14 protein-coding genes are annotated in these 13,406 nt (G+C 38.6%); 10 read left to right on the forward strand and 4 right to left on the reverse strand.

The window, feature by feature from the left end; genetic code table 11:
• Positions 1–1,341 precede the first annotated feature (1,341 nt).
• On the reverse strand, positions 1,342–1,593 hold the full coding sequence (locus BMX11_RS06150) for a hypothetical protein (RefSeq protein ID WP_090882583.1): 252 nt from the start codon (positions 1,591–1,593) through the stop codon (positions 1,342–1,344).
• Positions 1,594–1,600: 7 nt separating this feature from the next.
• The gene (locus BMX11_RS06155; RefSeq protein ID WP_245738590.1) at positions 1,601–2,332 is read right to left on the reverse strand and encodes a DUF3291 domain-containing protein; all 732 of its coding nucleotides are present in this window, start codon (positions 2,330–2,332) and stop codon (positions 1,601–1,603) included.
• A 142-nt stretch (positions 2,333–2,474) separates the two neighbouring features.
• Here BMX11_RS06155 and BMX11_RS06160 point away from each other — a divergent pair, with 142 nt between their 5' ends.
• The 7 genes from BMX11_RS06160 (at position 2,475) to BMX11_RS06190 (ending at position 7,588) form a co-directional block, all read left to right on the forward strand.
• Complete coding sequence (locus tag BMX11_RS06160) at positions 2,475–2,951, forward strand: GAF domain-containing protein (protein WP_090882510.1); 477 nt, start codon at positions 2,475–2,477, stop codon at positions 2,949–2,951.
• A 14-nt stretch (positions 2,952–2,965) separates the two neighbouring features.
• Positions 2,966–3,571, forward strand: coding sequence for a DNA-3-methyladenine glycosylase (locus BMX11_RS06165; protein ID WP_090882512.1), 606 nt, complete (start codon positions 2,966–2,968; stop codon positions 3,569–3,571).
• 69 nt (positions 3,572–3,640) lie between these two features.
• Positions 3,641–4,129, forward strand: a complete 489-nt coding sequence (locus BMX11_RS06170) for a pyridoxamine 5'-phosphate oxidase family protein (protein ID WP_090882514.1) — start codon at positions 3,641–3,643, stop codon at positions 4,127–4,129.
• A 158-nt stretch (positions 4,130–4,287) separates the two neighbouring features.
• Positions 4,288–5,148 (forward strand): bestrophin family protein, encoded by an 861-nt coding sequence (locus tag BMX11_RS06175; protein ID WP_090882516.1) that lies wholly within the window; start codon positions 4,288–4,290, stop codon positions 5,146–5,148.
• The gene (locus BMX11_RS06180; protein ID WP_090882518.1) at positions 5,148–6,050 is read left to right on the forward strand and encodes a histone deacetylase family protein; all 903 of its coding nucleotides are present in this window, start codon (positions 5,148–5,150) and stop codon (positions 6,048–6,050) included. The genes BMX11_RS06175 and BMX11_RS06180 overlap by 1 nt, the downstream gene beginning before the upstream one ends.
• 27 nt (positions 6,051–6,077) lie before the next feature.
• Positions 6,078–6,761 (forward strand): pseudouridine synthase, encoded by a 684-nt coding sequence (locus tag BMX11_RS06185; RefSeq protein ID WP_090882520.1) that lies wholly within the window; start codon positions 6,078–6,080, stop codon positions 6,759–6,761.
• Between the two features lie 92 nt (positions 6,762–6,853).
• On the forward strand, positions 6,854–7,588 hold the full coding sequence (locus BMX11_RS06190; protein ID WP_090882585.1) for a hypothetical protein: 735 nt from the start codon (positions 6,854–6,856) through the stop codon (positions 7,586–7,588).
• 471 nt (positions 7,589–8,059) lie between these two features.
• Here BMX11_RS06190 and BMX11_RS06195 read toward each other — a convergent pair whose 3' ends face one another.
• Positions 8,060–10,330 (reverse strand): glycosyltransferase family 4 protein, encoded by a 2,271-nt coding sequence (locus BMX11_RS06195; RefSeq protein WP_090882521.1) that lies wholly within the window; start codon positions 10,328–10,330, stop codon positions 8,060–8,062.
• 133 nt (positions 10,331–10,463) lie between these two features.
• Here BMX11_RS06195 and ku point away from each other — a divergent pair, with 133 nt between their 5' ends.
• Positions 10,464–11,234 carry a non-homologous end joining protein Ku gene (gene ku / locus BMX11_RS06200; RefSeq protein ID WP_090882523.1) on the forward strand — a complete coding sequence of 257 codons (771 nt, stop codon included), beginning with the start codon at positions 10,464–10,466 and terminating at the stop codon, positions 11,232–11,234.
• A gap of 370 nt (positions 11,235–11,604) precedes the next feature.
• Here the strand turns inward: ku and BMX11_RS06205 are convergent, their stop codons facing one another.
• Positions 11,605–12,726 (reverse strand): alpha/beta hydrolase, encoded by a 1,122-nt coding sequence (locus BMX11_RS06205; RefSeq protein WP_090882525.1) that lies wholly within the window; start codon positions 12,724–12,726, stop codon positions 11,605–11,607.
• A gap of 134 nt (positions 12,727–12,860) precedes the next feature.
• On the opposite strand from BMX11_RS06205, the gene BMX11_RS06210 reads away from it, so the two are divergent.
• Positions 12,861–13,226: a SpoIIAA family protein gene (locus BMX11_RS06210; protein ID WP_090882528.1), complete on the forward strand. Its 366-nt coding sequence runs from the start codon at positions 12,861–12,863 to the stop codon at positions 13,224–13,226.
• A 10-nt stretch (positions 13,227–13,236) separates the two neighbouring features.
• Positions 13,237–13,389: a hypothetical protein gene (locus tag BMX11_RS24240; RefSeq protein ID WP_175474483.1), complete on the forward strand. Its 153-nt coding sequence runs from the start codon at positions 13,237–13,239 to the stop codon at positions 13,387–13,389.
• Positions 13,390–13,406 lie beyond the last annotated feature (17 nt).

Here is a 13,406-nt window from a genome sequence, read left to right on the forward strand (position 1 = left end):
TTTTTTTACTTTGTGCGCTTTGAGCCTTCACTTAGTGACCTTCGTGGTTAAATAGAAACAACCATTGAGTCATGAAAACACAAAAGAAGAGGCAGAACCAGTTGCTTTATTCTGAACCATATAAGCCATTGAAGAAACGTGTAAGCTTAGCTTTGTGTTCTTGGTGAAAAGCTTTGTGCCCTTTGTGGTTAAAATGTTATGGCTGTACGGCATAATACATAATCTTTGCCATGGAAACACAGAGGGCACGGAATAGGGAGTGGGAAATGAAAATTAGCTCAACAAAGCTTAGATGCTTAAGGTGGTTTAGAGGTGTTACAGGTTGCGTGTTGTGGGTTACGGGAGCCGAGCGCCTAATGCGTTCAACCATAACAAGTGATTTCCCTACTTGGTTCGCCTTGCGCTATATAAGACATTCAAGAAAGGTGTAAACTTAGCTTTGTGTTCTTTGTGAAAAGCTTTGTGCCCTTTGTGGTTAAGGTATTATAGTTGTACAGCATAATACATAATCTTTGCCACGGAAACACAGATGACACGGAATAGGGGGTGGAAAATGAAAATAAGCTGAACAAAGCTTAGATGCCTTAGGTGGTTTATAGGTGTTACAGGTTGCGTGTTGTGGGTTACGGGTCTGAGTGCTTAATCCGTTCAAACATTACAGTGAATTCTTTACTTTGTGCGCTATGCGCTTTCATTTTGTGCCCTTTGTGGTTAAATAAAAACAACCATTGAGTTATGAAAACAAGAAAGAGGCAGAACCAGGTACTTATTATGAACCATATAAGCCATTGAAGAAAAGTGTAAGCTTAGCTTTGTGCCCTTTGTGGTTAAGATGTTATAGTTGTACAGCATAATACATAATCTTTGCCACGGAAACACAGAGGGCACGGAATAGGGAGTGAGAAATGAAAATTAGCTCAACAAAGCTTAGATGCCTTAGGTGGTTTATAGGTGTTACAGGTGGTTACGGGGGCCGAGCGCCTAATCCGTTAAACCATAACAAGTGATTTCCCTACTTTGTGCGCCTTGCGCTATATAAGCCATTCAAGAAAGGTGTAAACTTAGCTTTGTGTTCTTTGTGAAAAACTTTGTGCCCTTTGTAATTAAATAAAAATAATCTCGCTTAGCTAAAAAGCAGTATTTACCATTTATTTGGCAAAAATGGAGGCCAAAATATTGTTTGGTGATTAATTATAAACATCAGTAAATCAGGTGTTTGGTTTTGTTTTTATAAAGTATTTACTCTCTTAAGGTTGATAAAACAGCGGATATAGGTAAGTATTTTGCCAAATAAAATTCTGATTTAGTATTTATATTACTGTATATCAGTGTCTTAATATGTTAAAATTGATGTCTTTTATAGGCTGCGGTGAAATCGGTCCTCATCTGCTTAAAGCGTTCGATTACGGTGCCAATAAATTCTTCATCCAGGATTTCGAATACATCATTAACCCCGCCTCCACTTAAATCCAGTTCCGCCAATTTGTAGCTTTGCTCGAAAGTACCCTGTTCAAATTTTACGATGTACTTTTGGTTCATTGAAAAAATCGTGATCTTACATTCCGGATGTGGAAGTTCTGCTATAACTCTCATGTTATTTTTAATTATGATGATTTGAATGATTATTGCTGGAAAGAGAAAGGCCATTTAAGCTCCCCCAGCTCTCTAGTATTTCAAAGCGTGCAAATAACTCTTCAGAATACCATTTGCGTGCTCTGGTGAGCTTAATTACGTCAGAATGATCAAAGTTTCGGTAGGCATAGTTTTTCATGCTCTCCAAATTTTCCCAGACCGAAAACGTGGCCTGATCAAATAGTGGATTTTCGCCGATGCCGGCAGATAGGATGAAACCCTCCGCTTTGCGCATGGATTCTGCTGCTCTCTTAATGTTTCTTCTAAATTCAGTTAATCTGCTCAGGCGGATGGCGGCCCTGGTAATAACGGCCACCTGGTGTTGTGGGTTAGTAGAACCGGTGCTGGTTTTAAATGGCTCTTTACCTGACCATAAGCCATGACTAGATAAAGGATTAAGTAAGATGGTGAATTCTTCTTTTCCGAAAAACCGAAACCATTTTACAACAAAAGATTTTTTGTAAAAAGTGTCTGCATCAGTTTTGTTTTCCCAGGTAGTGAGTATGGCCCAGTGTTTAAAATCAGGAGCAAGATCTACCTGAGCATTCTTTCCGCTGCCCATTAATTTCCAAAATTTACATTTTCGATTTAATATTAAGGGTAATCTTAATATTGCCATCCCCAAAAAGGCAAATGGAATGGTAAGTCCCCGGTATTTGGTAATGGTTAAAGCAACAATCATAATGTGTTTTCCCCGCAAAACTAATCATTTTTAATAGTTCGATTGTTTGTTGTGGAAAGCTATTGCCATTGTTAGCAAGAATTTGGTCATTAAATTAGCCCAGGCATCAAATTACACAAAACCTAACTAACTTTGTTGTGATCACTTAATAATTATAGCCATGGCTGAAGATCTGATTATCAATAGAAATATAAATAAAGAGGAGCAATATGTATCATTAATTCCTCAAATTGAAGCCCTTTTAACAGGAGAGGATGATTTTGTTGCCAATATGGCGAATGTCGCTGCGGCCTTAAAGGAGCAGTTTAATTGGTTTTGGGTAGGTTTTTATTTAGTTAAGGGAGAAGAATTGGTGTTGGGGCCTTTCCAGGGGCCTGTAGCCTGTACCAGGATTAAAAAGGGAAAAGGCGTTTGTGGCGCATCCTGGCTACAAAATGAAGTGCTAATCGTGCCTGATGTAGATCAGTTTCCAGGGCATATTGCCTGCGCCTCGGCTTCCAGATCAGAGATTGTTTTGCCATTGGTAAAAAATGGAGCTGTAGTTGGAGTACTTGATGTGGATAGCGAGTTCTTAAATCATTTTGATGTTACAGATCAAATTAATTTACAGAAAGTTATTGATATTTTATTAAAGTAATTATTTAGGATATTTTGAAATTACAGCCGGCCTATTACCTTAATGAAGATGTGATCTTTTTAGCTCAGGATCTGTTAGGCAAGGTGCTGTTTACCCAGATAGCCGGAGAAGTTACTGCGGGCATAATTGTAGAGACTGAGGCATATTTTGGCGTTAATGACAAGGCTTCGCATGCTTATGGCGGCCGCCGCACTGCCAGGACAGAAACGATGTATAGCGAGGGCGGTATTGCTTATGTGTATTTATGTTATGGCATGCACCACCTCTTTAATGTTGTCAGTTCGGTAAAAGATGAACCTCATGCAGTTTTAATCAGGGCAATAGAACCGTTAGTAGGTAAGGAGATTATGGAGCAGAGAAGAAATATGGTGGTTACTAAAGCCGCTATTTCATCAGGGCCAGGCTCTGCAGCTAAGGCTTTGGGTATTGACCGTTCTTTTAATGCCAAAAATTTAACTGGTGATGAGATCTGGATTGAGGATCAGGGTCTTAAATATGCTGATGATGAAATTATAGCCAGTCCACGTGTAGGTATTGCTTATGCCAAAGAACATGCACTTTTGCCCTGGCGGTTTTTTGTAAAGGGAAACAAATATGTAAGCAAGCCAAATCACGTTTAAACCTGTGGGTGCTAGATAACTTAAAACATTCTGTTTTAGCTACTGTTTTTCATACAAAATACCTTGATTATGAAAAACGAAAAAAATATATCAATTTTAAAGGAAATGGCAGAGAGCGTACGCATATGTATGTTTACCACCTTTTCCAAAGATGACGAGTTCGGTAGCAGGCCGATGGGAACGGCAAAAATTGAAGAAGACGGGAGTTTGTGGTTTTTTACCAATGAGTATTCTTTAAAGTCTAAAGAAGTCTCAAAAGAGAATAATGTGTTGTTAGCGTATAGCGATCCTGGTAACAATACCTATTTAACTGTTAAAGGTGTTGCTGAGTTAGTGGATGACCGAGTTAGGAAGGAGGCTTATTTTTCTCCTTTCATTAAAGCCTGGTTCCCCGATGGGATAGATGATCCCCGGTTGATTTTAATTAAAGTAGTTCCAGAATCGGCTGAATATTGGGATGCTTCTGCCTCAAAAATTGTGGTATTGTTTAGTACCTTGAAGGCTTTGGTTACAGGCGACACACCTGACCTTGGGAAGCACGATACAATGAAGTTTTAGTTTAAAGAATTTCTTTGAAAGCAGGATTGGAAACAATGCCTGCTTTTTTTGTATAATTGGATACTGAATTAAGAAGGCTATCTGGCGGTTATATTAAATGAGTTAAAATGCCAATACGCTTGTTTAAGCGGTTTTTTACTTTAAAAATCATTTCAATTATGATAAATTATAATCCTAAAGATTGGTTTAATTTTATTTTCCATATCCATAAAGCAGATACCTTTAGAAAGTTGTGGCCTTTAATGCTGTGCGTGGCGGTATTTTCTGCCTTGGTGGCCTATTTGGAATTGAATGTATTTAAGCTTTCTAAGAGCGATTACGTTAGTAATATAGGGATGATGCACAGCCTTTTAGGGTTCGTTATATCTATGCTGTTGGTTTTCAGAACAAACACCTCATACGATCGTTGGTGGGATGGCAGGAAGCTTCTAGGCTCGTTAACTAACGTGAGCCGTAATTTTGCCATGAAGATTAAGGCGTTAAGATTACCTGAAAGCGATGTTCGTTTCTTTGAATACGGGATTCCCAAGTATGCTTTTGCGATGAAAGAGCACCTGCGTGAAAGGCAATATTTTGGCAAGAACAGTTTTTTAATAGAAGTGGAGGCAGGTAAGCATATCCCGAATCAAATTGCCAGTAGTATGATTTCGCGTTTATACGACTTGCTGAAGCAGGGATTGATTTCGCAAGAACAGCTTATCGTTTTAACCAATGATGTGAACCAGTTTACAGACATTTGTGGTGGCTGTGAACGAATTAAGAATACACCCATTCCTTTTTCATATAGTGCCTTTATCAAGAAATTTGTCTTCGTCTACGTATTAACCATCCCTATTGGATGGGTGTTTAGTTTAGGTTATTACCTGGTGCTGATCGTACCTTTTATTCTCTATGTGTTGGCCAGTTTAGAGCTGATTGCTGAAGAGATAGAGAATCCTTTTGGAGAAGATGCAAATGACTTACCGGTTGATCAGATTTGTAATAATATTGAAAAGCACGTAGAGGAGATTTTAAGTTGATGATTAAGATTGCCTGGCATCCGCTATTTGCACATCCGCTACCGGAAGGACATCGGTTTCCTATGTTGAAGTATGAGTTGATTCCTGAACAACTCCTACATGAAGGTACTATTGAACAGCATAATTTATTTGAACCAGAAATGGTTGAGGAAGAAATTATTTTGCTTACTCATCAAAAAGAGTATTGGTTGCAATTGAGAGATTTAACTCTTCCCGCCCGGGAACAGCGGAGGATAGGATTTCCCTTAACACAACAGCTGGTGGAACGTGAATTGAGGATAACACAAGGCACTATTGACGGTGCTAAATTCGCTATCCAGAACGGAATAGCCTTCAATGTAGCTGGAGGTACACATCATTCAGGGAGTAATTGGGGTGAAGGTTTTTGCTTGCTGAACGATCAGGCTGTTGCTGCTAATTATTTAATTAATAGTAAGATAGCTAAATCTATATTAATCATTGATTTAGATGTGCACCAGGGGAATGGGACAGCAGAAATTTTTACTCAGGAACCACGTGTATTCACTTTTTCTATGCATGGCGATAAGAACTTTCCCTTTAGAAAAGAGATTTCAGATCTGGATGTTCCGCTACATGATGGCCTCGCCGACGATGCCTACCTGGATATCTTATCTACTAACCTAAAGATAGCCTTTGAAAATGCTCAACCCGATTTTGTTTTCTATTTATCTGGTGTGGATGTACTGGCTACAGACAAATTGGGTAAGCTTTCTTTAAGTAAATTGGCATGTAAGGAACGCGATCGAATGGTTTTATCGGCTTGTAAAGAAAGAAATCTGCCAGTTCAGGTTAGCATGGGTGGCGGTTATTCTACTGATATTAAAGATATTGTAGATGCACATTGTAATACTTATCGATTAGCCTTTGATTTGTTTAGCTAATCCGACAGAAAGCTTATCTTCGCAGCGATGTTGGAGATCATTTATCAGGACGAATATTTAATTGCAATTAATAAACCGCATGGCTTATTGGTGCATCAATCATCCATTGCCAGGGATGCTACGGAGTTTGCTTTACAAATGCTTAGAGATCAGGTTGGGAAGCATGTAAGTCCTGTTCATCGTTTAGATCGCAAAACCAGTGGGATCTTATTATTTGCTTTTGATAAGCCTTCTGAAATTGCTATGCATCAGCAATTTATGAATGGTGAAACAGATAAAAAGTACTTAGCTATTTTACGAGGGTTTGCACCAGATGAGATGGATATTGATTACCCTTTGGCTAAAGAAAACGGAACCATTCAAGATGCCTTTACTTCATTTAGAACATTGCAAAGAGCAGAGATTGAAGTTCCTTTTGGTAAGCATCCCACCTCCAGGTATTCTTTGGTAGAAGCTACCCCCAAAACAGGTCGCATGCATCAGCTAAGAAAGCACTTTAGCCATATCTTGCATCCAATCATCGGCGATCGTACTCATGGTTGTAACAAGCAAAATAAGTTGTTCTTAGAGAAATGGAATATGACCACCATGTTATTGCATGCTTCACAACTAAGCTTCACACACCCGGTTACCACCGAGAAATTACATCTTAAAGCAGGCTTGCACGACGAGTTTAAAAGAGTAATGGAATTGATGTCAATGAAATATTAAGGGATTGACCTTCGGTTGATTTGCGATCAATTACCATGTTAAATAAAACTCTAGCACAATTTTTGACCAGAAAATCTGTTTATAAAACATCTATGAATAAATACTTACGTTTAGCCTTTCCAGTTTTAGCGCTTTTTGCCAGCAGTTGTTCATCTGTATATATGCCCAATGTTCCCAATACTCCCATGTTAAGTAAGCAGGGTGAATTTAGTGGTGGAGGACACATCTCGCTTAAGGGAAATGCCAGTATTAATGGTGCTTACGCTGTTTCTGACCATGTGGGATTCCTCTTTAGCGGTTCTACTATGAATAGTGAAAGGAAATCAAAGGATTTTGGTCACAAACTTATTGAGATTGGTGGTGGTTACTTTGATACATTTGGCCCAGACAATAACCGGATTATTGAGATTTATGGTGGTGTTGGAAAGGGTTGGAGTGATATTACTTTTCGCGATTATAAAGATGATATCCTGATTAGTAATGAAGTACAGGAAGTAGATTACAGAAAAGCATTTATTCAGGTAAATTACAGTTCCAAGAAGAAAAATAACCTTAAATTATTCGGGACTAATTTTCCCATTAACTATGGAACCGCATTAAGAATTAGCCATGTTAAAATGGATAGGTTTTTCTTGAATGGTGTAGTTCAACCTAAGGAAGATAACATATTCTTTGAGCCTATTTTCTTTACGCGTATGGCATTAAGTAAGACTATCCAATTGCAGTATACCACAAGTAGTAATATTGGTTTAAAAGACCGTAAATACATGACAGCTGGTAATTCCATATTTACCATTGGGGTGGTAGTAAATGTCGGTGGGAAATAAAAGGTCTTAGCTTAGTTTTCAGCTTCGCTACATACATTAAAAGTTAACGATAGCCCACTATGCTTTCAAGCCTTTTAGCTTGGAACGTAAGGATGATTATTGATAGGGATAAATAAAAGTTTACCATCATGCCTGGCTCTGCGCCATGCAACTCCCCGCCTTTTTTAAGGAGGGGGTGCGAAAGCCTGTGTTGTGGCGGGGGTGGTTTCTGCTCCTTGCTCAATGAAACATTGACCAATTAACAATTAAACAACAATTAACCACACCCAACCCTACCTAAATTAGGCGGGGAGTCGGTCTGTGCTTAGGATAGATATACCTTTGCAGGGTTGTTTCTGCGCTAAACTCCAAACGTCCAGCTACTTAAACCTTTCCAAGGACTAAAGACTATTGACTAAGCACTAATTTTCAGCTTCAATAAAAAAAAGAGACACCTCAAAAGGTGCCTCTCTACTTCCGAGAAATTGGGTATTAAGAATATTTATCAGCTTCCACTAAAGGTGAAGCTAATGTTTCGTACTCGCTTTCAGCTGCTTTTAAGACTGATAGGTGAGAAACAAAGTAAGCTAATGTACTTTCTGCACCTTGGTTACGGTTTACACTGTTGAATTGCAGACCATCGGCGCAACCATGAGTTTCAGGGTCATAAAGAGGTATATGAAGACTGTTTTTGCCTAGAAACCATTCATAACTCATTTGCATCTTTTCTAAATACTGGCTGTCTTTTGTAATGTCAAAGGCTTTAGAGTACAGCAAAACCATGGCCATGGTTTCTATAGCTTGCTGATCGTAAATGGGATTTTTGCCATGTTTTTTCATCCAGCCTGCATTTCCTACTGGATTGAGATAGCCGTTTTCAAAGGAAAATGTATTCAAAAATGCAATGCTTTCCATTGCAATATGATAAGATTCAGCGTTACCCGTAGCCTCATAATGATGGAGTAATGCTAATGGTAAGATCGCATTATCATAGGTCAGGATTTCTTCAAACCAATGCCATTCGCCATCCTTATTTTCATGATAGGCTTTAATTAGCGATTGCGCTAAATGATTGATCTCAAGCAAAATATTTTCATCACCATGCTGTGTTAATAAATAATAGGAAAGTCCGATGATGGTATTTGCCCTACCTCTGATGTATTTTAAATTTTTGAAGTGTGGCAGGGAGTGCGAAAACAATTCTCTGCCAAATTCGCGATACGAATTGTTCGGGGCAGCATTGATTAAATAGCCCAGGGCCCAAATGGTTCTACCAAAAGAATCTTCCGAACCTACTTCGTCCAGGTAATTGCGGTTAAAGCTCAGGAAGTTTCTAAAATTCCCGTCTTCACGCTGCATATACTGAATAAAGCTTAAGTATACCGGCATCAGTTTAATTGCGGTAGGATTTCTATCCTGATCATATGCCATGATGGTCAAAATCAGTGCCCTTGCGTTGTCGTCAATACAGTAACCTTCCTTTAAATTTGGAATGCCAAACCTTGCATGCTGAATAATTCCGGTATCATCAGTTAGTAAGCAAATATGTGCCAGGTTTAAGGCGGGCATATTTTCCACATCTATAATGGGAGGGATAGTTCTCTTTGGTTTTTGATGTGCAATCAGGGCTTCGTTCAATACTTCAAGGTAAACATTTCCAATAGCAGGCCATCTCAGGTTTAATCCATAGCGATATGCATTCTCCTTCAGTTCCTGATGTTTGGTCTCATCAGCCAGAAGCGTATTCACAATTTCTGCCAATTGTTCATTATCTTTAAAGTCGAATAACTTACCACGGCGCTCTGATAATAACTCCTGCGCATGCCAGTAAGGTGTAGAAACCACTGCTGCACCGGCACCCACTGCATAAGATAACGTTCCGCTGGTAATTTGAGCTTCATTTAAATAAGGGGTAATGTATAAATAACAAGCTGTAAGGTAATGATGCAATTCCTCTTCAGATACAAATTTGTTTACAAAAGCAATATGGTCTTGTACACCGAGTTCTTCTGCCAGGCGTTTTAAACTGTCGCGGTATTCTTCACCGTTGTGCCTAACCACTCCCGGGTGCGTATTACCTAAAATCACATATAATACGTCCGGATGTTTATCTACAATATGCGGAAGTGCTTTGATAACCGTTTCAAGCCCTTTATTTCTACTGATTAATCCGAAAGTAAATAATACCTTTTTGTTTTTGAAAAGGGCTGTGTCAGTAAGTGGATTTGGTATTGAACGGTCTAAGTCAGGAACCCCGTGTTCAATTAATTTAATTTTTGACGAGGGGATCTGGTAGATGTTGTTCAAGAACAGGATTGCTTTCTTGCTCATAACCACTATTTTGGCAGATTTTGCTGCAATCTCTTTAATAATAGTCTGTTGCATGAAATTAGGTTCCTTTAGCACCGTATGTAAAATGGTTACGAAAGGCTTGTTGAGTTTGTTGATTAAAGAAAGCAGAAAAACACCGCTATTTCCACCATATATACCAAATTCATGCTCAATAATGCAGGAATCAACGTCGCTGTTATTGATAAAGTTGGCCGCTTCAATATAATCTTGCTGGTTTTGCTGGCGGACGATAAATTTTACTTCTTTGGGATAAGCATATTCATTGATATCGTCTGACTCATTCATGGCTACAATAAAGCTTTTTTTAGCATTGTAGGATGGATTTAGGCTTAAAGCATTAACTAGGTTTTGATTAAATGTAGCTAACCCACACTCACGTGGTGGATAAGTAGAAATATAAGCGATTTTCATATGTATTTAGTACATTAGGTATCTAAATAACATACTGTTATCTAAATAGTTTAGGATTTTTCTCAATTTACGGTTTTTAATCCCAAAACAATCTGCTTTAGCTTCATGTTAGTAAGTATATTTATAAAACGTTATGAGATCGATATGGAAAGGTTCGATAGGATTCGGATTGGTAAATATTCCTGTTAAATTATATTCAGGTGTACAGAATAGTAACCTGGATTTAGATATGCTAGATGAGCGGGATCATGCGAAAATCAGATTTCTAAGGGTAAATGAAAATACTCAAAAGGAGGTTCCGTATGACAAGATTGTTCGTGGCTATTTCCTGAAAGACAGATACATCATTTTAGATAAACACGATTTTGAAGAAGCTGCTCCAGAGAAGACCAAGATAATCGAGTTAGAGAATTTTGTAGATATTAAAGATATAAGTCCTATTTATTACGAAACTTCTTATTATACTGAACCTGAGAAGCAGGGTAGGAAGGCTTATGCACTTTTATTAAAGGCTCTCGAAAAATCGGGAAAGGCAGGCGTAGCCAGGTTTGTTTTGAGAAATAGCGAAAATCTTTGTGTTATTCATCCACTGCATAATGTTATCGTAGTCACTAAAATTCGGTTTGACCAGGAAATAAGAAGCTTGTCTGATATTACTACCGTAGATGATATCAATATCACAAAAAAAGAAATGGATGTTGGATTGGCTCTTATTAAACAATACAGTGCCAAATTCGATCTCAGTAGTTTCAAAGACGATTATAGTGACGAATTGCTAAAAATAATTAAAGCAAAGGCAAAGGGTAAACGTGCAACCGTTAAGAAGATTAAACCACAAAAAGCTTCAAGTGATGACCTTTATGATCAGTTGATGCAAAGCTTAACTACTAAGAAAGGTGCCTAACAATCAAACAAACTGTACCATTCAATTAGTGGATTGTTAGTTCTGATATTGAGCTTAGCGATATAACGTCGGCTGTCGAAAATCTTTTAGTAATTTGAAAACTGGAATCTATTATCCTTCAAAAAGCTCAGGATAACAACCTCGACAGCAGCCAGTGGAGAAATTGAACCCCTGGTCCGTGACTCACGGACCAGCACAAGATTCACTCAATGATCTGGCCAGTGGGGCAACCAGCCAGTAGAGAAAGATGACATACATTTTAGTTTGCTATATGTTTTAACGTAAGGGAGCGCCTAAAATGTCAATATATAACTCTTTAACAAATGCTGATGACCCCATCTAATTTTTGATACTTTGTTATTTTCATCATTTATCTAAACGCAGCCTTTAAATGTTCTGCCGCATAGGCCTGAGCTTGTTTGGCTTCAGGGACTACCAATCCCATTCCGAAAAACTCATGCGTAACTCCTTCATAATTTCTACTGTTAACCTTAACTCCTGCAGCAGCAAGTTTATTAGCCAGCATCAGGCCCTCACTATTTAACGGATCTATTTCTGCAGTAATAATGGTAGTAGGGGGCAAATTTTTAAGGTTTGCATTAATAAGGGAAATTTTTGGATCCTGGGCCTCAATAGAAGTGTAAAGATACTTTTCTGTAAACCAGGTCATCATTGCTTTATTAAGAGGTTTTGCATCGGCATACATTTTATATGATTCTGTATTCATATCTGCCTGAGCGATAGGGTAGATCAAAACCTGCGCTACAGGGATCATAATGTGTTTATCTCTGGCCATTATAGATACATTGGCAGCTAAATTTCCACCGGCACTTTCTCCTGCAACGGCAATTTTGGCTGGATCAGCCTTTAAGTTAACGGCATTTTTAATTACCCATTCGTAAGCTGTGAAGGCATCCAGGTGAGCTGTAGGAAATTTATGTTCTGGTGCCAATCGATAAGCAACTGAAACTACCACCGCCTGGCTTTGCTCGGCTAAAGCCTGGGCAGAAGCATCATAAACATCCAGGTTAGCGATAACAAAACCACCACCATGATAGTAAACTACAATAGGAAAGGGACCTTTAGTGTTTTTAGGAGTATAAACCCGAAGATGGATTTTTCCTCCATTTACAGCAATGTCTTTTCCTGTGGTATCTGTTTTGGCGGGCGGTATGCTTATATTATTTTGTTTAGCCACAGCTATTACAGCATCTGTGGGCGTGTGGTTCTTCCGGGCGTCTTCGGCACCCAAGCTTTCTATAGGCTTATCGCCATAGCTGGCTAATTTCTCTATCACAACCTGCATTTCAGGTCGGATGGTTTTTCCCCATTCTGGTGCAGGGCCTGCTGGTTTCAGCGTGGTAGTTGATGATGAATCCTGAATTACAGAATCTGTTACTGTCGTATTTTCTTTAGTCTCGTAATTGCATGCTGTAGCAACAATGGCCATGGCAGAAAGGTAAAACGATGCTTTTATAATGATGCTTTTCATAGTATTGGTGTTGATTTGCTAATCCATAACACCACTAGCTTATAAGTGTTTCAAATTTGCCCACAACTTTAAAGAATTTGATCTTAAACCAAACATCTTCGAAGACAAAACTGTTCTACAATTAAAAATAAGATATGTTAACAGAAATAACAGGACTTCCTGACCATATATTCGGGGTAAGAGCCACTGGAGAGGTTGATAGTAAAGATTTGAAGGATGTACTCTTGCCAGGCTTGCATCGAACAGCACAACATTTTGATGAAATCCGGTATTTATTGGTTCTGGAAACTGAAGTGAAAAATTTTACCGCCGGCGCATGGATTCAGGATGCCAAAGCAGGCTTAGAAAATTTCACTAAGTGGAAGAAAATTGCTGTAGTAAGTGCAGAGAAAGGCGTGCAATGGTTTACTGATGTATTCACTTTTGTAACTCCTGGAAGTGCCAAAGGATTCAGTCCTGATGAATTAGAAGAAGCCAAAATCTGGTTAAACCAAGATTAAACCAACCAAAATGAAAAACTCAAAAACATCAGCAGAAGAAAGCAAGGCTACAGCTGCTAAAGATAGTAAAGCGAAAGGTTCAAGTGAAAAAGTAACTTCAGCCAAAGATGCTAAAAAAGTAAATGTCACCAAAGATGCCCCCGTAAAACATAAGAAGCCCTAAGTTTAACCACCGTTCCC

The sequence above is a fragment of the Pedobacter rhizosphaerae genome, from assembly GCF_900111155.1.
Taxonomy (GTDB): Bacteria; Bacteroidota; Bacteroidia; order Sphingobacteriales; family Sphingobacteriaceae; genus Pedobacter; species Pedobacter rhizosphaerae.